25 protein-coding genes are annotated in these 20,460 nt (G+C 72.3%); 8 read left to right on the top strand and 17 right to left on the bottom strand.

Annotated features, from left to right (window positions below):
- Positions 1-222 precede the first annotated feature (222 nt).
- Positions 223-411 (bottom strand): MerR family transcriptional regulator, encoded by a 189-nt coding sequence (locus tag BOQ63_RS28185; RefSeq protein WP_030284079.1) that lies wholly within the window; start codon positions 409-411, stop codon positions 223-225.
- A gap of 189 nt (positions 412-600) precedes the next feature.
- On the opposite strand from BOQ63_RS28185, the gene BOQ63_RS28180 reads away from it, so the two are divergent.
- Positions 601-1,056, top strand: a complete 456-nt coding sequence (locus tag BOQ63_RS28180) for a type II toxin-antitoxin system PemK/MazF family toxin (protein ID WP_030284078.1) — start codon at positions 601-603, stop codon at positions 1,054-1,056.
- Positions 1,057-1,120: 64 nt separating this feature from the next.
- Here the strand turns inward: BOQ63_RS28180 and BOQ63_RS28175 are convergent, their stop codons facing one another.
- From BOQ63_RS28175 to clpS, 7 genes are all read right to left on the bottom strand, one after another.
- Positions 1,121-2,089, bottom strand: a complete 969-nt coding sequence (locus tag BOQ63_RS28175) for a PLP-dependent cysteine synthase family protein (protein WP_030284077.1) — start codon at positions 2,087-2,089, stop codon at positions 1,121-1,123.
- A 73-nt stretch (positions 2,090-2,162) separates the two neighbouring features.
- On the bottom strand, positions 2,163-2,441 hold the full coding sequence (locus BOQ63_RS28170) for a MoaD/ThiS family protein (protein WP_030284076.1): 279 nt from the start codon (positions 2,439-2,441) through the stop codon (positions 2,163-2,165).
- A gap of 117 nt (positions 2,442-2,558) precedes the next feature.
- Positions 2,559-2,678, bottom strand: coding sequence for a putative leader peptide (locus BOQ63_RS28165; protein WP_317621128.1), 120 nt, complete (start codon positions 2,676-2,678; stop codon positions 2,559-2,561).
- A gap of 137 nt (positions 2,679-2,815) precedes the next feature.
- Entirely contained in the window at positions 2,816-3,247 is a 432-nt protein-coding gene (locus tag BOQ63_RS28160) for a M67 family metallopeptidase (RefSeq protein WP_030284075.1), read from the bottom strand.
- Between the two features lie 54 nt (positions 3,248-3,301).
- Positions 3,302-4,771: an amino acid permease gene (locus tag BOQ63_RS28155; protein WP_078867314.1), complete on the bottom strand. Its 1,470-nt coding sequence runs from the start codon at positions 4,769-4,771 to the stop codon at positions 3,302-3,304.
- 220 nt (positions 4,772-4,991) lie between these two features.
- Entirely contained in the window at positions 4,992-5,567 is a 576-nt protein-coding gene (locus BOQ63_RS28150; RefSeq protein WP_030284073.1) for a DUF2017 domain-containing protein, read from the bottom strand.
- An 83-nt stretch (positions 5,568-5,650) separates the two neighbouring features.
- Positions 5,651-5,944 carry an ATP-dependent Clp protease adapter ClpS gene (gene clpS, locus BOQ63_RS28145; protein WP_030284071.1) on the bottom strand — a complete coding sequence of 98 codons (294 nt, stop codon included), beginning with the start codon at positions 5,942-5,944 and terminating at the stop codon, positions 5,651-5,653.
- A 140-nt stretch (positions 5,945-6,084) separates the two neighbouring features.
- Between clpS and BOQ63_RS28140 the strand changes: the two genes are divergently transcribed.
- Both BOQ63_RS28140 and BOQ63_RS28135 read left to right on the top strand, forming a co-directional pair.
- The gene (locus BOQ63_RS28140; protein ID WP_030284069.1) at positions 6,085-7,401 is read left to right on the top strand and encodes a nicotinate phosphoribosyltransferase; all 1,317 of its coding nucleotides are present in this window, start codon (positions 6,085-6,087) and stop codon (positions 7,399-7,401) included.
- Between the two features lie 269 nt (positions 7,402-7,670).
- Positions 7,671-8,264 carry an isochorismatase family protein gene (locus BOQ63_RS28135; RefSeq protein ID WP_150476154.1) on the top strand — a complete coding sequence of 198 codons (594 nt, stop codon included), beginning with the start codon at positions 7,671-7,673 and terminating at the stop codon, positions 8,262-8,264.
- A 24-nt stretch (positions 8,265-8,288) separates the two neighbouring features.
- Here BOQ63_RS28135 and BOQ63_RS28130 read toward each other — a convergent pair whose 3' ends face one another.
- The gene (locus BOQ63_RS28130; RefSeq protein ID WP_050366762.1) at positions 8,289-9,293 is read right to left on the bottom strand and encodes a hypothetical protein; all 1,005 of its coding nucleotides are present in this window, start codon (positions 9,291-9,293) and stop codon (positions 8,289-8,291) included.
- 333 nt (positions 9,294-9,626) lie between these two features.
- Here BOQ63_RS28130 and BOQ63_RS28125 point away from each other — a divergent pair, with 333 nt between their 5' ends.
- Together BOQ63_RS28125 and BOQ63_RS28120 are read left to right on the top strand one after the other, a co-directional pair.
- Positions 9,627-10,265 (top strand): hypothetical protein, encoded by a 639-nt coding sequence (locus BOQ63_RS28125; RefSeq protein ID WP_030284063.1) that lies wholly within the window; start codon positions 9,627-9,629, stop codon positions 10,263-10,265.
- 473 nt (positions 10,266-10,738) lie between these two features.
- The gene (locus BOQ63_RS28120; protein ID WP_050366761.1) at positions 10,739-11,179 is read left to right on the top strand and encodes an RNA polymerase sigma factor; all 441 of its coding nucleotides are present in this window, start codon (positions 10,739-10,741) and stop codon (positions 11,177-11,179) included.
- A 60-nt stretch (positions 11,180-11,239) separates the two neighbouring features.
- Here BOQ63_RS28120 and BOQ63_RS28115 read toward each other — a convergent pair whose 3' ends face one another.
- Positions 11,240-11,821, bottom strand: coding sequence for a DinB family protein (locus BOQ63_RS28115; RefSeq protein ID WP_051746864.1), 582 nt, complete (start codon positions 11,819-11,821; stop codon positions 11,240-11,242).
- A 107-nt stretch (positions 11,822-11,928) separates the two neighbouring features.
- Positions 11,929-12,156, bottom strand: coding sequence for a winged helix-turn-helix transcriptional regulator (locus BOQ63_RS28110; RefSeq protein WP_370863226.1), 228 nt, complete (start codon positions 12,154-12,156; stop codon positions 11,929-11,931).
- A 341-nt stretch (positions 12,157-12,497) separates the two neighbouring features.
- Here BOQ63_RS28110 and BOQ63_RS28105 point away from each other — a divergent pair, with 341 nt between their 5' ends.
- Complete coding sequence (locus BOQ63_RS28105; RefSeq protein WP_030553284.1) at positions 12,498-12,983, top strand: NAD(P)-dependent oxidoreductase; 486 nt, start codon at positions 12,498-12,500, stop codon at positions 12,981-12,983.
- Between the two features lie 40 nt (positions 12,984-13,023).
- Positions 13,024-13,587, top strand: a complete 564-nt coding sequence (locus BOQ63_RS28100) for a GNAT family N-acetyltransferase (RefSeq protein ID WP_072655171.1) — start codon at positions 13,024-13,026, stop codon at positions 13,585-13,587.
- Here BOQ63_RS28100 and mycP read toward each other — a convergent pair.
- From mycP to BOQ63_RS28080, 4 genes are all read right to left on the bottom strand, one after another.
- Positions 13,581-14,822, bottom strand: a complete 1,242-nt coding sequence (mycP, locus tag BOQ63_RS28095) for a type VII secretion-associated serine protease mycosin (protein WP_143174787.1) — start codon at positions 14,820-14,822, stop codon at positions 13,581-13,583. The two genes, BOQ63_RS28100 and mycP, sit on opposite strands and share 7 nt — an antisense overlap.
- Positions 14,823-14,908: 86 nt before the next feature.
- Positions 14,909-16,324, bottom strand: coding sequence for a WXG100 family type VII secretion target (locus BOQ63_RS28090; protein WP_072655169.1), 1,416 nt, complete (start codon positions 16,322-16,324; stop codon positions 14,909-14,911).
- 29 nt (positions 16,325-16,353) lie between these two features.
- A complete protein-coding gene (locus tag BOQ63_RS28085; protein ID WP_030553273.1) occupies positions 16,354-16,794 on the bottom strand; it encodes a DUF2563 family protein in 441 nt (146 codons plus the stop codon).
- 97 nt (positions 16,795-16,891) lie between these two features.
- On the bottom strand, positions 16,892-17,590 hold the full coding sequence (locus tag BOQ63_RS28080; protein WP_037829538.1) for an endonuclease V: 699 nt from the start codon (positions 17,588-17,590) through the stop codon (positions 16,892-16,894).
- A 200-nt stretch (positions 17,591-17,790) separates the two neighbouring features.
- Here BOQ63_RS28080 and BOQ63_RS28075 point away from each other — a divergent pair, with 200 nt between their 5' ends.
- Positions 17,791-18,039 carry a hypothetical protein gene (locus BOQ63_RS28075; RefSeq protein ID WP_046385846.1) on the top strand — a complete coding sequence of 83 codons (249 nt, stop codon included), beginning with the start codon at positions 17,791-17,793 and terminating at the stop codon, positions 18,037-18,039.
- A 34-nt stretch (positions 18,040-18,073) separates the two neighbouring features.
- On the opposite strand, the gene BOQ63_RS28070 is transcribed toward BOQ63_RS28075, so the two are convergent.
- Both BOQ63_RS28070 and BOQ63_RS28065 read right to left on the bottom strand, forming a co-directional pair.
- Positions 18,074-18,841, bottom strand: a complete 768-nt coding sequence (locus BOQ63_RS28070) for an RDD family protein (RefSeq protein WP_072655168.1) — start codon at positions 18,839-18,841, stop codon at positions 18,074-18,076.
- A gap of 165 nt (positions 18,842-19,006) precedes the next feature.
- Complete coding sequence (locus BOQ63_RS28065; RefSeq protein ID WP_150476152.1) at positions 19,007-20,434, bottom strand: RDD family protein; 1,428 nt, start codon at positions 20,432-20,434, stop codon at positions 19,007-19,009.
- Positions 20,435-20,460: the final 26 nt, after the last annotated feature.

Raw genomic sequence — 20,460 nt, 5'->3', positions numbered from 1 at the left:
CCCCTCCGCCCCGACACGTCCTGGCTGCTGCTGGGCTGCTCTCCATGCAGTGGGAACGGCATGGAGAACAGCATGGAAAACGGCAGGCCGGGCCGGTGTACCGGCCGGGAGCACTGCGTTGGTGTGTCGAGGGTAAGGGCGGAGCGGCACTTTGCCCCCGTCCCCGTGCCGGGCTGTGGCTGGAATCACCCAGACCGCCGGGGCGGGGGCGGCGCGGTGGGTTCAGCGGTGCCGGGGGCGGTTGCGGGCCCAGGAGCGGATGGTCCCGGGGTACCAGCGGGGGTGGCCGCTGCCGTCGGTCACGTCCGGGTCGGGCAGCAGTCCGTGCCGACGGTAGTTGCGCACGGTCTCGGGCCGGACGTTGATGTGCCGGGCGATCTCGGCGTACGACCAGAGTTCGGGATCTTCCACGAAGGCACCTCCGGGGGGACGGGGGCGGACGTTCGTGAGGCAGCCTTGCCGGACCGCACCGGGGCGTAGCCGACCGAACGGCCGTCGTGGCGGTTCCGTGACGAACCGGGAGCAATACGCGGACAATTGCCCGGCCGTCACGGCCGCCACGGTGGTGGCGTTCACCCCCGGCCCGGTACGGTTCGCCGCATGACTGGTATCTGGGTGGTCCTGGCCGTGGCGGGCGTCGCCGTCCTGGCGGCCGTCGCGGCGGCTCTGGCGAGGCGCACCCGGCCGGCCGCGCGCCCGACCGGCCCGACCGGCCCGCGGCCGCGCCCGGGCACCAAGGCCGGCCCGGAGCCGCAGGAGATCTGGTGGGCGGAGGTGCCGTTCGAGGACGGCCCGGGCTCCAAGGACCGCCCCTGCCTGGTGCTGCGGGTGCACGGCCGGGCCGCCACCGTCGCGAAGATCACCAGCAAGCACCACGCCGAGCGACCTGGCGTACTGCCGCTGCCGCCCGGTTCGGTGGGCGACCGGCAGGGCCGGACCAGCTGGCTGGAGACCGACGAGCTGCGCGAGGTGCCGCTGTCGGCCTTCCGCCGCCGGGCCGGCACGGTGGACCGGCAGGTCTGGGCCCGGGCCCAGCGGGCCCTCCAGCGGAGTTAGGGCAGGAGCTCTCGGCCCTGCAGCGGGATGGTCACGCCCGGAGCCGGCCCTGCAAGCGGAATCGTCAGGCCCAGAGCTGGCCCTGCAGCGCCTCGACCGCCGCCTCGGTGGACTCGGCGGTGTAGATGCCGGTGGACAGGTACTTCCAGCCGCCGTCGGCGACCACGAAGACCACGTCCGCGCGCTCCCCGGCGACCGCCGCCCTGCGGCCGACGCCGAGCGCGGCGTGCAGGATGGCGCCGGTCGAGATGCCCGCGAAGATGCCTTCCTGCTGGAGGAGTTCGCGGGTGCGGCGGACGGCGTCGGCGGAGCCGACCGAGAAGCGGGTGGTGAGCACCTCGGCGTCGTACAGCTCGGGCACGAAGCCCTCGTCGAGGTTGCGCAGCCCGTACACCAGGTCGTCGTAGCGCGGTTCGGCGGCGACGATCTTCACGCCGGGGACCTTCTCGCGCAGGTAGCGGCCGACGCCCATCAAGGTGCCGGTGGTGCCGAGGCCGGCCACGAAGTGGGTGACGGTCGGCAGGTCGGCGAGGATCTCGGGGCCGGTGGTGGTGTAGTGGGCGCCCGCGTTGTCGGGGTTGCCGTACTGGTAGAGCATCACCCAGTCGGGGTGCTCGGCGGAGATCTCCTTGGCGATCCGGACGGCGGTGTTGGAGCCGCCGGCGGCCGGGGAGGAGATGATCTCGGCGCCCCACATCCGGAGCAGTTCGCGCCGTTCCTCGCTGGTGTTCTCGGGCATCACGCAGACCATCCGGTAGCCCTTGAGCTTGGCGGCCATGGCGAGCGAGATTCCGGTGTTGCCGCTGGTGGGCTCCAGGATGGTGCAGCCGGGGGTGAGCCGGCCGTCGGCCTCGGCGCGCTCGATCATGTGCAGCGCGGGGCGGTCCTTGATCGAGCCGGTGGGGTTGCGGTCCTCCAGCTTGGCCCAGAGGTTCACCAGGCCCCCGTCGTTGCCGGGGACGGCGGCGGACAGCCGCGGCAGGCGGACCAGCGGGGTGTTGCCGACGGCTTCGAGCGGACTGTCGTATCGCAAGGGGGCCTCCGGCCACGGCGGTGAGGGTGAAGAGGGGCGGCTCCCCCGCCACCGGGAGGGGGAGCCGGGAGTCCTAGCGGGCGCCGCCGGCCACGGCGGGCAGGATGGTGACGCTGTCGCCGTCGGAGAGGGCGGTGGAGATGCCCTCCAGGAACCGGACGTCCTCGTCGTTCAGGTAGACGTTGACGAAGCGGCGCAGCTCGCCGCCCTCGACCAGACGGGCGGCGATGCCCGGGTGGCGGGCGTCGAGGTCGGTGAAGAGTTCCCCGAGGTTGCTGCCGTTGCCCTCGACGGCCTTGGCGCCGTCGGTGTAGGTGCGGAGGATGGTCGGGATGCGGACCTCGATGGCCATGGGGTGCGCTCCTGTGCGAGTCGTGGAGGTGAGTGGGCCGCAGCGGGCGCGGCGGGGCGGAGGGTGCGCGGGGCTCGACGCCGCCGGGGAGGCGGCGGGGCCCGGGCGGGGCGGCTCTCAGCGCGAGCGCGCGGGCGTGCCGGGACAGATCGCGCCGGCGTGCCGGCACAGGTCGATGTGCAGGCGCGCCACGAGCCGGGTGCCCGGGGCCTGGTTGCTCACATCGACGGAACGCATGGGCTCATCGTATAGATTCCCGGGCCCGCTCCGACATGCCCGTCTCGTGATCCGGATGTTGTCGTTTCCGATGCTGAGACGACGGGGCCCGCCGACCGCTCGCTGCGGGTCGGCGGGCCGGGTCCAGGGGGTGCCGGTCAGGCCGGGTAGGCCTCGACGACCTGGACGTCTTCCTCTGTGATCTCGCCGTCCACGATGCGGAACGAACGGAACTGGTAGGGGTCGTCCTCACCGTTGCCGTCGGCGGTGGAGACCAGGACGTAGTGGGCGAACGGCTCGGAGGCGTAGCTCACGTCGGTGCGGGAGGGGTAGGCCTCGGTGGCGGTGTGCGAGTGGTAGACGATCACCGGCTCCTCGTCCAGGTCGTCCATCTCGCGGTAGAGCTTGAACAGGTCGCCCGAGTCGAACTCGTAGAAGGTGGGCGAGCGGGCCGCGTTGAGCATCGGGATGAACCGCTCGGGCCGGCCGGTGCCGGCCGGTCCGGCGACCACGCCGCAGGCCTCGTCCGGGTGGTCGGCGCGGGCGTGGGCCACGATCCGGTCGCGGATCTCTCGGGTGATGGTCAGCATGGGGTCAGGATAGACACGCCCCGGCGGCTGTCCGCCGGGGCGTCCGAAGCGCGGTCAGCGGGCGTCCACGTTTCCGCTGCGGGCGTCCTCGCCCCCGGCGTGCAGGTGGTCGTGGGCGAGGCCGTGGACGGCCTGGGGGTTGCGGCGCTTGATCACCTGGTAGCCGATCACCAGCAGCAGGGCCCAGCCCGGGAAGACGTACAGCGAGATCCGGTTGTCCTTGTCCAGCCCGATCAGCACCACGACCAGCGCCAGGAAGGCGAGGGCGGCCCAGCTGACCCAGGCGCCGCCGGGGGCCTTGAAGGTGGGCGGCGGCAGGTGGCCGGCCCGCCAGGCCTTGCGGTAGCGGATCTGGGAGATCAGGATCATCGCCCAGGTCCACAGCCCGCAGACCGTGGCGACCGAGGTGATGTACTCGAACGCCCGCGCCGGGACGAGGTAGTTGAGCACCACGCCGGCGCCCATCAGCAGGCAGGACAGGGTGATCGCGACGGCCGGAGTGCGCCGGCTGTTGAGCTTGGTGAGCTGCCCGGGGGCCTGGCCGCGCAGGGCGAGGTCGCGCAGCATACGACCGGTGGAGTACATCCCGGAGTTGCAGGAGGAGAGCGCGGCGGTGAGCACCACGAAGTTGATGATGCCGGCGGCGGCCGGTATGCCGATCTTGCCGAAGGCGGCGACGAACGGGCTGACGCCGGGCTGGAACTCGGTCCACGGCACCAGCGAGAGGATGACCACCAGGGCGCCGATGTAGAACAGCGCGATGCGCCAGGGCAGGGTGTTGATGGCGCGCGGCAGGGTCTTCTCGGGGTTCTCGCTCTCGCCCGCGGTGACGCCGACGAGTTCGACGCCCAGGTAGGCGAACATGACGATCTGCAGGGTCATCACGGTGGCCCCGATGCCCTTGGGGAAGAAGCCGCCGTCCTGCCACAGGTGGGAGATCGACGCCGTGTCACCGGCCTTGCTGAAGCCGAGCGTCAGCACGCCGATGCCGATCAGGATCATGCCGATGATGGCGGTGACCTTGACCATGGAGAACCAGAACTCGATCTCGCCGAACAGCTTCACCGAGATCAGGTTGGCCGCGTAGAGGACCACCAGGAAGGTCAGCGCGCTGGCCCACTGGGGTATGCCCGGTGCCCAGAACTTGACGTAGACGGCGGCGGCGGTGGTCTCGGCCATGCCGGTGACGACCCAGAACAACCAGTACGTCCAGCCGGTGACGTAGCCGGCGAAGGGCCCGAGGAACTCGCGGGCGTACTCGGCGAAGCTCCCGGACACCGCGCGGTAGGTGAGCAGCTCGCCGAGGGCCCGCATGATCGCGAAGATCACCAGGCCGGCCACCGCGTAGGAGAGGATCAGGCTCGGTCCGGACTTGGAGATGGCGGTGCCGGCACCGAGGAAGAGGCCGGTGCCGATCGCGCCGCCGATGGCGATCATCTGGATCTGGCGGCTGCCCAGCCCCCGCTCGTAGCCCTCCTCGTCCGGTTTCGCATCGACCACCTGGTCGTACGTCTGCTCGGCCATGGTCACCGTCCTGGGTGGGTCTCGTTTGTGGGGGAAAGTCGTACCACGCACGATCCGAATAGCGGTGTCATCTGAGCGATATTTGAGCATGTCCTATTATATTTTGCCCGTTTTATGCAAGAATGCCCCGGCCAATCGTCCACATGCTGGACGGAACGGCCGGGGCGTGCCCGGAAGCGGGCAGGATCACCCGGGAGAGTGGGGCGGAAACCGCCCGGACTCAGTCGGTGATCGCCTCCAGCAGCGACTCCTGGAGCGCACCCAGCCACAGGTAGGCCATCACCAGCGGCTTGCGCTCGTCGCCGTCCGGCAGCTCGTAGAGGCCCTGCTCGTCCTCCTCGGAGACCTCCAGCCGCACCCCGAGGGTCAGCCGCAGGTCGTTCAGCGCACCCAGCCAGTGCAGGCAGTCGGCGGCGGCCAGCTTCAGCACCCCGGCGCCGCCGAGGCCGTCCAGCGCCCGGACCACCTGCAGCGCGTCGTCCCGCTTGCGGGCCCTCAGGTCGAGCTCGGTGTAGCGGCGGAACTCGGCGGCGGCGGCACGGGTCTCCTCGTCCTGCGGCGCGGCGGGGCCACCGTAGGCGTCCGGGAAGAGCCGGGCCAGCGCCGGGTCGGCGGGCGCCTCGGACGGCCCCTCGGCGAACAGCGCCGCCAGCGGGTCGTCGCCGTCGTCCCCGCCCGGGCCCGGACCGATCAGCTCCAGCATCTGCACTTCCAGCGACCGCAGGATGGAGGCCTCCACCTCGTCCAGCGCGATCGCCGCGCCACCACCGCCGGCGCTCTCGAACAACCCAGCCATCTGTATCGGTCAGCCCGTCTTCGTCGTCTTCGGCCGCGCCGCCGGACCGGCGGGCGGTCAGTCACTGTGCGCCGGATGGGCGGTCAGTCGTGCTGCAGCGTCGCCCACAGGCCGTAGCCGTGCATCGCCTGGACGTCCCGTTCCATCTCCTCGCGGGAGCCACTGGAGACCACCGCCCGGCCCTTGGTGTGCACGTCCATCATCAGCTTCCGGGCCTTGTCCTTCGGGTACCCGAAGTAGGCCTGGAACACGTACTGGACGTAGCTCATGAGGTTGACCGGGTCGTTGTGCACGATGGTCACCCAGGGCGTGTCCGGCTCGGTCACCGGTTGTCCTTCGACCTCCGGGCGCTCGATCTCCACGGGCGCGACACTCACCGCCGGGCCTCCTCGTTGCACACTCGTCCGTAACTCCTCATGGCCCATGCTGCCATCCGGGGGACACCCGGGCGATTCCGGCCCGGCCCCCGGGACGAGAAATCGTCACTCTGACGCTAAGTGGTAGTAGCATCATCTCCATGGACGCCACTTCAGTGCGCGCGGCCGGGTCGACCGCGCTCCTCACCGACCGCTACGAGCTCACCATGCTGCAGGCCGCCCTGCGCAGCGGGGCCGCGCACCGCCGCTCCGTCTTCGAGGTGTTCACCCGACGCCTGCCCAGCGGCCGCCGGTACGGCGTCATGGCCGGCACCGGCCGGGTGCTGGACGCCGTCGAGAACTTCCGCTTCGAGACCCCCCAGCTGGACTGGCTGTCCGACCAGGGCGTCGTCGACGACGACACCCTGCGCTTCCTCGCCGACTACCGCTTCCGCGGCGACATCCACGGCTACCCCGAGGGCGAGGTCTACTTCCCCGGCTCGCCGGTGCTCACCGTCGAGGGGAGCTTCGCCGAGACGGTGATCCTGGAGACGGTGATCCTCTCCATCCTCAACTTCGACTCGGCGGTCGCGGCCGCGGCCTCCCGGATGACGGCCGCCGCCGGCGGCCGTCCGGTGATCGAACTGGGCGCCCGCCGGGCCCACGAGCAGGCCGCCGTCGCCGCCGCCCGGGCCTCCTACGTGGCCGGTTTCGCCGCCACCTCCGACCTGGAGGCCGGCTACCTGCACGGCATCCCGACCACCGGCACCTCCGCGCACGCCTTCACCCTCGTGCACGACAGCGAGCGGGACGCCTTCCGGGCGCAGATCGAGTCGATGGGCCGGGGCACCACCCTGCTGATCGACACCTTCGACCTGCGCGAGGCCGTCCGCACCGCCGTCGAGGTGGCCGGGCCCGAGCTGGGTGCGGTCCGGATCGACTCCGGCGACCTCATCCTGGCGGCCCACCGGGTCCGCCGTCAGCTGGACGAGCTCGGCGCCGGCAAGACCCGGATCATCGTCACCTCGGACCTCGACGAGTACGCGATCGCCGCCCTGGCCGCCGCCCCGGTGGACGGCTACGGCGTCGGCACCAGCCTGGTCACCGGCAGCGGCCACCCGACCTGCGCGATGGTCTACAAGCTGGTCGCCCGCGCCGAGACCCAGGACGGCCCGCTGGTGCCGGTCGCCAAGCGCGCGGCCGGCGGCAAGACCAGCATCGGCGGCCGCAAGTGGGCCGCCCGCCGCCCGGACGCCGAGGGCGTGGCCGAGGCCGAGGTGATCGGCACCGGGCCGGTCCCGGACGAGCTGCGGCCGCACCTGACGCAGGTGCCGCTGGTGCTGGCCGGCGAGGCCGTCGGCCGCGAACCGCTGACCGCCGCCCGCGAACGGCACATCCGGGCCCGCGCGGCGCTGCCGCTGTCGGCCACCCAGCTCTCCAAGGGCGACCCGGTCATCCCCACCGAGCTGATCGGCTGATCCGCCGGTCCGCCGGGCCGCCGATGCGCTGGGTCCGCCGGTCCGCCGGTCCGCACCGAGGGCGTCCGCGCGGCCCGGCGGCCGGTCACGGGGGCCGTCGACGCCGCCCCGCGGGCGGCGGTCCGAAGACGGGCCCCAAGCCTTCCGCCGCCGCGCGCCACTCCCTAGAGTCAGCCGTAGAGTTCCCTGGAGTTCCTCCCGCGCCCTCCGGCGTTCGCGAGGGCCCCCACCACCGGGGCGCACCGCCCCCACATCCGAGGATGCGAGCCATGCACCGGGCACTGATCGTCGTCGACGTGCAGAACGACTTCTGCGAGGGCGGCAGCCTGGCCGTCGCCGGCGGCGCCGAGGTGGCCGCCGCCATCACCGACCTGATCGCCGAGTCCTCCCCCGGCTACCAGCACATCCTCGCCACCCGCGACCACCACATCGACCCGGGCGAGCACTTCTCCCCCGAGCCGGACTACGTCTCCAGCTGGCCGGTGCACTGCGTGGCCGGCACCGAGGGCGTGGGCTTCCACCCCAACTTCGCGCCCGCGGTGATCTCTGGGGCGGTCGAGGCGGTCTTCGACAAGGGCGCCTACTCGGCGGCCTACAGCGGCTTCGAGGGACTGGACGAGAACCGCCGCGGCCCGGTGGAGTGGCTGCGCGAGCGGCAGGTCGACGAGATCGACGTGGTCGGCATCGCCACCGACCACTGCGTACGGGCCACCGCCCTGGACGCCGCACGGGCCGGCTTCACCACCCGGGTGCTGCTCGACCTCACCGCCGGGGTGTCGCCGGATACCACCGCCGCCGCGCTGGAGGAGCTGCGGGCGGCCGGGGTCGAGCTGGTCGGCGAGCCGGTGGTCCGCCCGTCCTGAACCGTCCAGGAGGACGGGCGGCGCTCAGACCACCAGCAGCTCCACCACGTCCGTCCCGCCGGCCCGGTAGGCCTCGCGCAGCTCGCCGCCGACCGCCTCCGGCTCGGCGGCCAGCCGGGCACCGGAGACGTACACCACGCGGATGCCCAGGTACTCCATCCGGTGCTGCCCGCCGCGCACCCAGGCGGCCTCGCCCTCGCTGACGCAGCGCAGGTCCGAGTCCACCTCCACCGCGACACCGCGCTCCGGCCAGTAGAGGTCCGGGATGCCGATGTAGGTGCCGCCGCGCATCCGCAGCTCCGGAGCGGCCAGCGGGGCGGGCAGCAGCCACTCGTCCACCAGCCGGTCCACCTGCTCCAGGACGAAGTCCCGCTCGGCGGCGAGCAGTTCGTCCAGCGCGGCGCGCACCCGGGGTTCCCCGGTCAGCCCCGACTCGACCAGCTCGGTGGCCAACTCCCGTACCGTGCACCGGACCTCCGGGCGGGCGACGGCCTCGCGGAGCACCTCGCGCACCGGCACCGCCGCATTTCCGTCCGCCGTCCACTCGCACAGCGCGTCCGCGACCGCCCGGGCGACCGGCGCGCAGGCCAGGCCGTGCACCGAACGCGCCACCAACTCCCGCTCGGTGCGCAGGATCCGCACGTCGCCCGCGTCCTTGAGCCGGCGCTGACGGGGCACCAGGACGTCCACCCCGGTCACCGCGGGCAGCCGGGGCACCGAGGCGAAGCCGTACAGCGCCAGCGCGGCCGCACCGGTGATCACCGCGCCCTCGCGACGGCCCTCCTCCCGGCCGTTCTGCGCCGCGTACAGCAGCGCGGCCCACATCCGCTGCTCCGGAGTCGGCTCGCCGGACTGCAGCAGGTAGACCCTCGGCAGCAGCCGCTGCCAGGGGCCGCCCCGGCGGCAGTGCTCGGTGATGATCCGGGCCGGCACGCCCCGGGCGCGCAGCTGGCTCGCGGTGACGACGTTCTGCTGACGCTTCGCCAGCTCCTCGAGGGAAGGCGGCGGCGTGGGGATCCGGTAGCTCATGCGCCCACCTCGCTACGCTCGACGAGGGCATCCGACCATGCGCGCAACTCGATGATTCGCTCACTGCGTTCGCTCATGCCCACACCATCCCCAACCACCGCGACCCACGTGACAGAGGCTGACGCACTGTTACCCAACCGTCGCGAAACCGGGATCAGCCCGCACTAAAGTCCCCATACCCTTACTCATTTGGCGTAAATGACGTTCATATGGCTATCGGATCTGATCGAAAACGATCGTCGACCTGATCGCCTGACCCACAGTGATCAAGGGCATACGGCGAGGGACCCTCCGGGCGTCAATCGCACCTCCGGTATTGCCTAGGCTTACGACATGTCACGTGACGAGACCGCCGGCCTCCGCGCGGCCCAGCTCCGCCTCGGCCGTCTGCCCGGATACGTCCGCCGCCCGGACCCGGCGCGCCGCAGCGGCGAGAAGGGCCATACGTACAAGAAGGGCTGGGAGGTCCGCTTCACCGCCCGGAGCGAGGCCGAGATAGCAGAGATCCGCGACCTGGTGGTCGCCGCCGGGTTCGCCCCGGCCAGACCCTTCTTCAAAGGGCACCAACTGATCCAGCCGGTCTACGGCATGGCCGCCGTGCAGGCCTACCTGGCCGCCAGACAGGCGGCCGAGGAACACGCCGAGCGGATCGCGCTCGGCCGCCGACGGCGCGCGGCGGGGACGCACCCGGGCGCGACGCACACCGGAGGGGCGCACCCGGGCGGCGGGCACGCCCCCGGCACCTACGCGCCGGGCGGGCACGCCGCCGGGGCCCATGCGGCGGGCGGACACACCGCCGGGGCATCCGGCAACCACCGGTGCGAGCGCGAGGAGGCAGCCGCGGGGGCGGCAGCGGCAGCAGCGGCCCAGTTGGTCCGGCGCCGGGCCGTCGAGTCCTTCCCCGCCCAGGTCGAACGCGGCCACGCCGCAGACAACCTGGCCTCCCCGGCGGAGGCCCGCCCCAACTCCTGACCGGGCGGCCCCACGCCGCTCGGACCCGCGCCCCGGTCGCCGCGAGCCGCCGGGGCGCACTCGACGCGCCGCCCGCCGCCCCACCCCGGCGCAACCCCCGTCGTGAGTGCGGTTGCGCAGGCGGTTGTGCGCACGCGACTTCGCGCCCTGGGCGTGGACGCCGGCTCCGACAGGCCCTACGGTGGCACCTCAACTGCCCTGCGACCACTGCCGCGCCACACCCTCTGACCAGCTGCGACACGCTCGCACCGACGCCCCCGCACCACTGCGCAGCACTCCTGCGACCGGCCCCCGACCAGCCCCCGACCGGCAGTACCGCCGCCGCGCCGCACCGATCGCCAACGGAACCGGCCGAGCGTCGACGGGTTCCGGGCATTCCATCGGATTGGTCACCCAGTGCACCTAGGGCCTACCGTAGAGTGAGCACAGATGATCGACCCTCAGAAGTCCATCTCCCTTTCCGAGAAGACGAGATGACCAACCGTCACACGAGCGACGCCGATCCTCCCCCGGGGCCCGGTGAACCGGAGGACGTACCGCTGGAGTTCGCCGCCTTCTGCGAACTCCACCGCCCCCGGTACCTCAGCTACGCCCGGGTGTGGCTGACCGAGCACGCCCACGCGGCCACCGCCGTCCAGCAGGCGTTCGCAGAGATCGCCGTCCAGTGGCGGGAATTGCTCACCAGCCCGAACCCGACCGCGCTCGCCTGGCAGATCCTGCGCGGCACCGTCGCCGAACACACCCGGCGGGAGACCCCCGCGCCGGACCGCCACCCCGCCGACGACGACCTGGCCATCCTGCACTACGTCGTCGGCCTCGCCGCACCCGAGATCGCCGACGTCATCGGCACCGACACCGCCAGCGTCGCCGGACGGCTCCGGCGCACCATGCTGCACGAGGCCTCCGGCTGGTGACCCGCCCCGGCCGGGTCAGCCGCCCCAGTCACCCCAGCTGCCTCGATCACCCCGGCTGCCTCAGACCCGCTCGCCCGTCACGTCGAACAGGTGGTGGACCGGGTCATGGATCAGGTAGCGGGCGAAGGACTCGACGGTGAACCGCGCCCCGTCGCTACGGTCCCCGGTCCGCCGCCACTGCTCGCCCGACACCGCCTCGAACGCCGCCGCCAGCGCCTCCCCGGCCTCCGCCAGCTCCCCGGCCACCACCTGCGGCCGCTGCTCCCAGTAGCGTTCGGCGGCCGCCGTCTCGTCCTGGTCCCAGTTCGGGAAAAGCGGACCGTCCTGGTCGAGCATCAGGTCCAGCCGGACCAGGAACAACCGGAAGACGTCCCGGACGTGGCAGGCGTACTCCAGATCAGACCAGACCTCCGGGCTCCGCCGCCGGCGCAGCCCGTCCTCGTCCCCCGCCAGCACCGCCAGCCAGCTCCGCGCGTTGTCCCGGACCATCCCGGCGACGGCCGTGGCGGCCACCGCCGGGGTGTCCAAACCGCATTCGGGACAGGGGCGTTCCAGCACCCAGGTCCAGTCCTTGGTGTCGGGGACGATCGCGTCGGCGGGGCTCACATCGGCGGGGCTCGCGTGGTTCTCGGAAGTGCTCATGCGCCCAGCATCGCCGCCCCGCACCCCCGCCCACCAGCGGCAGGAACGTCAGCGACCACCGAAATACTGCCAGTAGCGCTCCCGGCCGCCCTCCGCTCCGGAACGACTCAGCGCTCCGCGCGCTCGTACTCCAGCCGGGCCGCCAGCAGGCTCCCCAAGTTCTCGCGGCTCCAGTCGCACATCGCGTCCATCGGCCCGAGCAGCGTCCGGCCCAGCGGCGTCAGCGCGTACTCCACCCGCGGCGGGTTCTCGGCGTACTCCGTGCGCACCACCGCGCCGTCCTGCTCCATCGAACGCAGCGACTCCGCCAGCACCTTCGCGGTGATGCCCGCCAACGGCACCCGCAACTCGGAGAAGCGGTGCGGCCCACCCTCCAGACAACGGATGATTCCGCCAGGCCCACTTCCGGCTGCCCAACACCGGCACGGACTGCACCGGGCAGTCGGCCGGGAAGAAATCCGCCGGCAGCGGCGCCGGCCCGGTCTGCGTCATCCGCCGACCGTACCCCGGCGGCCGGTTCCGTTGAAGCCGGTTCCGTTCAAGCCCGTTCCGCTCGGCCCGGTTCCACTGGCCCGGTTCCGGTCGGGCCGGTTCCGTTGAAGTAACCGGCACCCCCCGGTCTACCGTCACGGCAACGGCAGGCGACGCACCCGCCACCGACCCACCGGAGACCCCCATGACCAGCACGGAGCCCCGGCAGCAGCGCCGCGCGGACGTCATCCTCTACGGCGCGGGCGGACAGGTCGGCCGCGCCGTCGTCGCCGAGGCCCGCCGACGTGGCCTCACCGTCACCGCAGCCGTCCGCGACCCCGGCCGGGCCGGCGTCCCCCGCCTGCTCGGCGTCGGCGTCGCCACCACCCTCCAGACCGCCCCCGGCATCGCCGTCCACGACGACCCCGCGTTCCCCGAGGCCCACCGCACCTTCTCGCTCGGCCACACCGCCGCCCTCGACCTGCTCCACGCCTCCCCCGCCACCCTCGACTGGGTCGTCGTCACCCCGCCGATGGACCTCGACCGCACAGCCCCCGGCACCGGCCACTACCGGGTCGGCGGCCCCCACGTCCTCGGCTCCCGGATCGCCCAGGCCGACCTCGCCGTCGCCATCGTCGACGAACTCACCACCCCCGCCCACCACCGGGAACAGATCTCCGTCGCCGAGTAAATCCCTGCACGAACCGGCCCCGGCGGGCATCCTGGGCACCATGGCCACGGACCTCTCAGCCCTCGCGGTGAAACCCACCCTGCACGGCCCCACCGTCCGCCTCGTCCCCCTGGACGCCCGGCACACCGACCCGATGTGGGAACTCTGCACCGACCGGGAGACCAACCGCCTCACCGGCACCCGCACCACCTTCACCCGCGACCGCATCGCCCAGTGGTGCGCCACCCGCCGCGACCAGCCCGACCGGCTCGACCTCGCCGTCGAGGACCCCGCCACCGGCCGCTTCCTCGGCGACACCGCCCTCACCGACGTCGACCCGGACAACAACTCCGCGAGCTACCGGATCGCCCTCACCCCCGACAGCACCGGCCGCGGCATCGGCACCGAAACCACCCTGCTGGTCCTCCGCCACGCCTTCGCGACCGTCGGCCTCCACCGCGTCCACCTCGAAGTCTTCGAGTACAACGAACGCGCCGCCCGCGCCTACACCAAGGCCGGATTCGCCCACGAAGGCCGCGCCCGCCAGGCCCACCACTGGGACGACCGCTACTGGGACGTCCTCCACATGGCCGCCCTACGCGACGACTGGCTCAGCACTCACTGACCGGGCCCCCCGTACGGCGGCACGGCGGCGGCTGCCCGCTTACGGCGGCGCGCCGTCACCACGGCGGCCACGGACGCGCCGAGCACGACGGCACCGGCGGCCACGGCCGCGATCACCAGGCCGGTGTCGTCGCTGCCACCACCGCTGCCGGAGGCGGCTTCGGGTGCCACGGAGGGCTGGTCCGTCGCGTCGCTGTCCTCATCGATGTGCGGCGTGCCCTTCGACTCCGGCCGCTTCGCCAGTGGGTTGTCCTTCGGCCCGTTGTCCACGGCAGGGTTCGGATCCAGTGCCTTCGCGGGTGAGACGGTCCCGTAGCCGTAGTGATTGTTCGGCACCACTGTCCCGTTGGCGGGCGGGGTGGCCGACTTGATCATTCGGTTGATGACCTGACCGGCGGACAGGTTCGGGTACTTGGACCGGATCAGTGCGGCAGTGGCGGAGACGTACGCGGTGGCGTCAGAGGTGCCGTCTCCAGCTCCATAACTTGCTGAGGACTTGGCAGTTGCCCGGTAGACATCCGCACCGGGCGCGACGAACGTGATCTCAGGACCCGACGTGGACTTGCTCCACACGGCCCCCTTGGAGTCAACCGCACCGACGGCCACCACGCCTGGAAAGGCAGCCGGATATTCGACGTCCATATCAGCCCCGGTGTTGCCTGCAGCAGCGACCAGCACGACGTCCTTGGAAACCGCGTAGTTGACGGCCTTGCGCAAATTCGAATCGAAGCGGAAGTCCCTCCCCCCGAGAGAGATGTTCACGACCTTCGCACCATGGTCCACCGCATAGAGAATCGCGCCCGCGAATGCGGCCGGCTGAGGAGCGGAACCGTCACCATCCGTCCCCATCTTCACCGGAAGGATCTTCGCCTTCGGGGCCAGACCCATCACCCCTGCTTGTGCGCCGTGCCCGTGGCCCGCGATGAGGCTCGCCATCCCGGTACCGTGGCCATCAGTGTCCACGCGACCGTCCGTCTTGCCACCGGAGAAGTCAGCCCCTGATAGCACCTGCCCGGTCAGATCCTGGTGATCTTGATTCACGCCTGTGTCGATCACGCCAACGACCACGCCCTCACCTTGGCTGATCGGCCAGACTTTGGTCTCAGTCTCGAAGGTCTTCAGAGCCCACTGCTGGTCCCTGATCTGGTCAGCCGATGCCGAGGGTGCGGCAACGCTCCAAATCAGCGTCCCGGCGGCAAGGATCGTCGTACCACGCCCCATCAGGCGGCTCGTCAAACCCGGTCACCCCACTCAACGAGGCATCCCGCAGATCACCGACCTGCGGGATGCGATCAGATCACCTGTCCGCTTACGGACCGGTCTCATTCCACCACGTTCGGATTGGCCGGTTTGTTCGGCGCCCAGGTCTCCTCGTCTTCGACGAGGTAGTCCGGACGCTTGCCATCCTTCCCTCGGTCCCTCTTGCGACGCTGGGCTTCACTCATCGGCATGCCGGGCGCCATGACGCCCGCGGCACGGGATCCAGGTTCAGCACCAAGCCGGTTGCGAGCTCCCAGTCCGGATCCGCCCTCGGTGAAGGCCTGTGTGCCCCGCGCTCCGGCCCCGGGAAGCGGGGTCTCGCGGACTGCGCCGCTGGACCGGGCACCGGAGCCGCCCGCTCGTTTGACTCCGATGTCGGGATAGGCCTCGCCGCCACCACCAACGATTCGGCCCGCGCCAGAACCGGTTCCCTCCAGCGGTGTCACACCACCGGGAAACTCCCTGCCACCAAATCCGGTCCTACCCTGCCCGAAGCCGGTCCCGACAGGGCCGCCCAGTACCGACGGCCCCTCAGGACCGGCGTTCGTCTGGCCACCGCCACCGGCGATCGGTCCACTCGTGGGACTCAGAGGCGACGTGGTACTCAGGCCGGACGTCTGAGTACCTGACGTAATTGGGCCCGGCAGACTCCCACTCGGACGCGACACCGGGGTGCCCGAGATGTCCGCACCCGAGCCACGAGTCGCTGTGATCGACTGTTTCGGTGGCGTCTGTGCAGTGCCTCCCTTGATTCCGGAATCGGTCGGAGCAGGCGTGCTTCTCGACGACGAGCGAGTCGCCATCGAACCTTCGGGGCCCGTGGATCTCCTCGACACGGGTACGCTCGTCGCTCGTTCCGGCGCCCCGGTAGTTCCGAACGAGGTGCCCGAGATCATCGCAGCCGCCGCCGCTGCCATGCTGCTCTGGTCCTGTGGCCCCACGTCACGGACGTCATCGCGTGTCCCCGGATTTCGCGGGTTGGGTCCCGGCGGCGGCGGAGCCTTCAGCGCAGGCGTCGCGATGCGGTAGTGCATCGCGAGGGTCTGCATGACGGCGGCCGCTTCTGCCTTCTTCCGGTCGGCGACCTGGATGTGGTCGTCCTCGCTGCTGAAGAAGTCGCCGACGGTGTCCTTGATCTTGTCCCAGTTGCCGGGTTCCTCTGGCATATCGCGCTTGGCCTGGGCCATCGCCTCGGACATGTTGTGGAGGGTGTTGGCCGCGTCGTTGGCGTAGGCGGCAGCCTCGTTGATGTTGGCGGCGAGGGTGAGCATGGAGGCGTGGAAGGAATCGCTGGTCGTTCCTTCCCAGCTGGTGGCCGCCTCGGTGCTGACGTTGGTCAGGGTCTTGCGGATCTCCTTGAGGGTGGTCGCCGCCTTGCGCCACGGGTCGCCGGCGGCCATCACCGCGCCGGGGTCGAGTGCCTGTGCCATCTTGCGGAGATCGGCATGGCTGTACTTGGTGAAGTCGGTGTAGACCACGGGTGGTTCACCTCCGGTCGGGTGGTGGGTCAGATGGTGGTGTTGCCGCGCTGGGAGGGGACCTGGTTCGCCTCGTACGCGGTCTCGCTGGCGGCCGAGGGCTCGGCCACGGACCAGCCGTCGTCGGCGAGCTTGAGCTTCGTGGCCACGTGCTGGTCGTGTTCCTCGTAGGTGGTCGCGGTCAGCTCGGCGTTGCGCTGGGCGTCGTTGACGGCGCTCTGGAGCTGGTTGAGCACGTCCCGCAGGGCGTCCCGCATGGTGCTGTAGCGGTCGTGGATCTGGGTGGCCTCGTCGAAGGTGCCGAAGGCGGTCTTGCCGATGCCGCTGCGCCCGTGGGTGGTGTTGCCGTCGGCGTCCTTCTCGAATTCCTTGAGCAGTAGCCGTACTTGGCCGGCGAAGGTGCGGAGTTGCTCGACCTCGACCCGGTAGCCCTGGTTGGCTCCGCCGGTCGAGCCGGTTCCTGTTCCCATTGCGGCGCCCCCCGTGCGTCCGTTCCTGGCGTTCGGGGCCCCGGGCCCCGGTGGCTCATGTCTAACACACCGGGCTCGGATCCCGCCGGGTGCACGGTCAGTTCGCGGGCGTCCGGCCGCGCTGGGCTTCGGTGAGGGCGCGGCGGCAGAGCGAGTCGGCGTGCCGGGTGGTTTCGGGCAGCCGGTAGCGGCGGGCGAGTTGAAGGGTGGTGTGCACGGCGGTGTCGAGGCCGATGCGGTGGCCGACGGAGACGTAGACGGGCTTGACGCCGGGCCGGGTACGAACGGCGCGGCCGACCTCCTCGCCGGTGGCGGGGTCGGTGAGAGGGGTCCAGGAGCCGCGTCCCGGGCCCGGGTCGTGGTGGTCGAAGGTGAAGGGGGTCTTGGCGACGCCGAGGGTGCGCAGCCCGGTGAGGACACCGAGGTGGCTGGCGAGGCCGAGCCGGCGGGGGTGGGCGAGGCCGTAGCCGTCGCAGACGACGGTGTCGGGAGTGCGGGTGAGTGCGGCCAGCGCGTCGAGGACGGCGGGGAGTTCGCGGAAGGCGAGCAGTCCGGGGACGTAAGGGAAGGCGATCCGGCCGACGGCGGTGGCCTGCTCGCCGACGTCCAGGGTGTCCGGGTCGAGCAGGACGGCGGCGGCGACGACGAGGTCGTGGTCGTCGTCGTAGGCCACGTCGACTCCGGCGATCAGCCGGCAGGGGGCGTCGTCGTCGACGGCTCGGACGAGTGGCCGCAGCCTTTCCTGTTCGGCGAGCGCCTGGGCCTCGGTGGTGGGCCAGTCGGCGGGGATGGGCACGGTCGGTTCCCCCGGTCTGCGTGGTGTCGGTCGGGCTCCACCGTACCGAGGGGTGCGGACGACCCCGGGGTGAGTCCGTGCGCCCCCTGTGCCCCGGACCCCGCGGGCTAGCCTGGTCCTACCGAACTCCCTTGCCGGGTAGGGCTCCTGGAACCGGCACCAGTTCCGCCCGCCCCCCGACGTGCGAAGGACTCCCCGCCATGCCACGTCCGTCCGCTGTCCAGTTCTGCCTGGGTTCGTTCACCGTCGTCGCCACCACGGTGGCGCTGCTGGCCGTGTCCGGCGCCTCGGGCGCCCTGGAGGTCGGGGTCCTGGTGGCCTTCGCGCTGGCGCTCGGCACCGTGGTGACGGCGCTCTCGGTGTCGGTCTCGACGCGCTCGGCCGCGGTCGCCGACGGCTCCGGCGCCTCCCCGGCCGCGGCCGGGCACGAGTACGCCCGGCAGCGCTGATCCGCCGCCGGGCGCCGTCGTCCCGCTGCCGCGCTCAGCCCTCGGTGGTGACCACCACGGTCTTCGCGGCCTTGTCGTGGACGCACTGCCGGTAGGGCTTGTCGAAGACGCCGAACAGGCCGTCGATGATCCACCACAGGGCGGCGCAGCAGATCACGGCCGGGAGGATGTAGACGGCGGCCCGGGTCCAGGCGGCGGCCTGGGTGGGCGTGTTCCCGTCGACCAGCATGGCGACGCGGATCTTCATCGCCTTCTTGCCGAGGGTCTGGCCGTCCCGGGCGAGCATCAGTGCCTCGTATACGAGGTAGATGACGCAGCCGAGCCAGAAGGCTTCGGTGCTGCCCTGGCGCGTGCCGAGGTCGACGAAGGGGCTGACGACGATGACGCCGACGACCTGAACGAGGACGTAGTCGATGACGCGGGCGAGGATCCGCTTGGGCCAGGTGCCGATCGGCGGCATGCCGGGGACGGGGCCTCCGCTGGGGGCGCCGTACATGCCGGGGCCGGGGCCGTAGCCGGGCGGGGGCTGGCCGTACGGCGGTTGGCCGTACGGGTTCTGACCGTGGGTCGGTCCGCCGTAGTTGCCCTGGTAGGCGCCGGGGCCCTCGGACGGGGCACCGGGCGGCGGACCGGACGGGGCTCCTGTCGAGGCGCCGGTCGGGCCGCCGTAGGGCTCGTCGGACGGGGTGGGGCGCGGCGGTTCGCCTTCCGGCGTGCCGCCGCCCGGGGCCGGGGGCTGCTTGTCGGAGGAGGGCTGACCGCCCCCCTCCGGCTGGGGGCCTGAGGGGTCGTGGGTGCTCATCCCCCGAGTAGAACATCACACATTCTCAAGGCCTGGGACATTTTGTCCGTTTTGCTGCCCACCGCCCGGCCCGGGCACCTCCGTACCTCCGGCGCGCTCCGCACCTCCAGCGCACCCCGCACCTCCGACGCACCAGCCCACCCGGCACACCCCGGCCCCGCGCCCTCAGCCGCGGACCACCCGGGTCCGGGCCGCCCGGTCCTGCCAGCCGCGCCGCGCCGGACGGTCGAACAGCGGCCAGACCAGTCCGAGCAGCAGCACCGTGCCGAGTTGCCGGACGACCCACCGCAGCAGCGAGCGGCCGAGGCTCAGCCGGGTCCGGCCACCGGGGGCGGTGGCGTCGACCACCCGGATCCGGGCCAGTCGCTTGCCGAAGGTCTGGCCGGTCCGGGCGACCGGCAGCACCTCGTAGACCAGGCTGACGAACACCAGGATGCCGAGCAGCGCGGCGAGCTTGCCCAGCACCACGTCGTCCACCAGCCAGACCTGGACCTGCCGGCGGGCGAGGGAGCTGGCCATCCTGGCCTGGTCGAGCTTCTGCCGGAGGTGGTCGGAGACCGAGCCGCCGAGCGGGATCCCGGCAGCGACGGCGACCACCAGCAGCACCCCGGTGTCCACCGCCCGGGCCGCCAGCCGCCGCCCCAGTCCGGCGGACACCGGGGCCGCCGACCGACGACGGACGGCGGCCTCCCGGGCCGGCCGCACCACGGGCAGCGAAGCGGCGGGAGGCGCGGCGGGCCCGGTCACCGGCGCCGGAGCCTCGGCCGGCGGGGCCTCCGTGCGGGCCGGGGCGGGCGTCTCCTCGGGCTCGGCTGCCACCTCGACCACCGGCATCGCCATGACGGGTTCGACCGGCGCCGGCACCTCGCGGACCGCCACCGCCACGGCGGGCGCGACGGCCGTGGCGACCTCCACCGCAACAGCAGCGCGCTCCACCTCCGCGCGCCCCTCCTCTTCCTCGGGCGCCCCCGGAAGCACCCCCCAGGACACCCAGTGCGGGGAGCCGCCCGTCTCCGTCAGCCCCCGCTGGGCCCGGGGATCCGCCTGCCATCCGGAGGCCCCGGGCACCCCGGAGGCCTCCTCCGCCGAGGGCTCGACGGTGCGGAACACCGGCCCGCCGATCACCTCGGCGACCCTCGGTCCGACCACGAAGGACGCCCCGCCCGTCGTCTGGTCGAGGTACACCGGGCCGGTGTCCCCGGAGCCCGGGACCTCCCGGGACGGCGGCGGCGGGAGCGAAGTCGCGGACACCACCACGGGCGGCTCCGCACGCTCGGGCAACACCGGCACCGGCACCGACCCCTGCACCGGCACCGCCTCCGACGCCTGCACCGGCGCCATCGGAGGCGGCACCGCCCGCACCGCCGCCAGGTCCGGGGCGGCGACGGGGCCGGGAACGGGGGCGACCCGCCGGGTGGCGTACCGGGGCGGCTGCAGCACCTCGCCCTCGGCGGGCGCGGGCCGGGTGGTGCCCGGGACCCAGGCCGAGCCGCCCCAGTAGCGGACGAAGCCGGGGATCGACGGGTCGGGGTAGTAGCCGGGCTCGGGGGCGACGGCCGGGTCGCCGTCGGCGGCGAAGGGGCGGTCCGTCATGGGGTTTTCTCTCCTGTCGGGTCCTG

Source organism: Streptomyces viridifaciens, assembly GCF_001888885.2.
Lineage (GTDB): Bacteria > Actinomycetota > Actinomycetes > Streptomycetales > Streptomycetaceae > Kitasatospora > Kitasatospora aureofaciens.
This window is presented reverse-complemented; position numbering and strand designations above follow the sequence as displayed.

Bases quoted from the DNA above. Each gene is read 5' to 3' on its own strand.
- BOQ63_RS28170 (WP_030284076.1), bottom strand. From the start codon at position 2,441: ATGGCCATCGAGGTCCGCATCCCGACCATCCTCCGCACCTACACCGAC.
- BOQ63_RS28135 (WP_150476154.1), top strand. From the start codon at position 7,671: ATGCACCGGGCACTGATCGTCGTCGACGTGCAGAACGACTTCTGCGAG.
- BOQ63_RS28180 (WP_030284078.1), top strand. From the start codon at position 601: ATGACTGGTATCTGGGTGGTCCTGGCCGTGGCGGGCGTCGCCGTCCTG.
- BOQ63_RS28150 (WP_030284073.1), bottom strand. From the start codon at position 5,567: ATGGCTGGGTTGTTCGAGAGCGCCGGCGGTGGTGGCGCGGCGATCGCG.
- BOQ63_RS28100 (WP_072655171.1), top strand. From the start codon at position 13,024: ATGGCCACGGACCTCTCAGCCCTCGCGGTGAAACCCACCCTGCACGGC.
- BOQ63_RS28155 (WP_078867314.1), bottom strand. From the start codon at position 4,771: ATGGCCGAGCAGACGTACGACCAGGTGGTCGATGCGAAACCGGACGAG.
- BOQ63_RS28085 (WP_030553273.1), bottom strand. From the start codon at position 16,794: ATGGGAACAGGAACCGGCTCGACCGGCGGAGCCAACCAGGGCTACCGG.
- BOQ63_RS28065 (WP_150476152.1), bottom strand. From the start codon at position 20,434: ATGACGGACCGCCCCTTCGCCGCCGACGGCGACCCGGCCGTCGCCCCC.
- BOQ63_RS28105 (WP_030553284.1), top strand. From the start codon at position 12,498: ATGACCAGCACGGAGCCCCGGCAGCAGCGCCGCGCGGACGTCATCCTC.
- BOQ63_RS28160 (WP_030284075.1), bottom strand. From the start codon at position 3,247: ATGCTGACCATCACCCGAGAGATCCGCGACCGGATCGTGGCCCACGCC.
- BOQ63_RS28120 (WP_050366761.1), top strand. From the start codon at position 10,739: ATGACCAACCGTCACACGAGCGACGCCGATCCTCCCCCGGGGCCCGGT.
- BOQ63_RS28130 (WP_050366762.1), bottom strand. From the start codon at position 9,293: ATGAGCTACCGGATCCCCACGCCGCCGCCTTCCCTCGAGGAGCTGGCG.
- BOQ63_RS28075 (WP_046385846.1), top strand. From the start codon at position 17,791: ATGCCACGTCCGTCCGCTGTCCAGTTCTGCCTGGGTTCGTTCACCGTC.
- BOQ63_RS28070 (WP_072655168.1), bottom strand. From the start codon at position 18,841: ATGAGCACCCACGACCCCTCAGGCCCCCAGCCGGAGGGGGGCGGTCAG.
- BOQ63_RS28125 (WP_030284063.1), top strand. From the start codon at position 9,627: ATGTCACGTGACGAGACCGCCGGCCTCCGCGCGGCCCAGCTCCGCCTC.
- BOQ63_RS28140 (WP_030284069.1), top strand. From the start codon at position 6,085: ATGGACGCCACTTCAGTGCGCGCGGCCGGGTCGACCGCGCTCCTCACC.
- BOQ63_RS28115 (WP_051746864.1), bottom strand. From the start codon at position 11,821: ATGAGCACTTCCGAGAACCACGCGAGCCCCGCCGATGTGAGCCCCGCC.
- BOQ63_RS28165 (WP_317621128.1), bottom strand. From the start codon at position 2,678: ATGCGTTCCGTCGATGTGAGCAACCAGGCCCCGGGCACCCGGCTCGTG.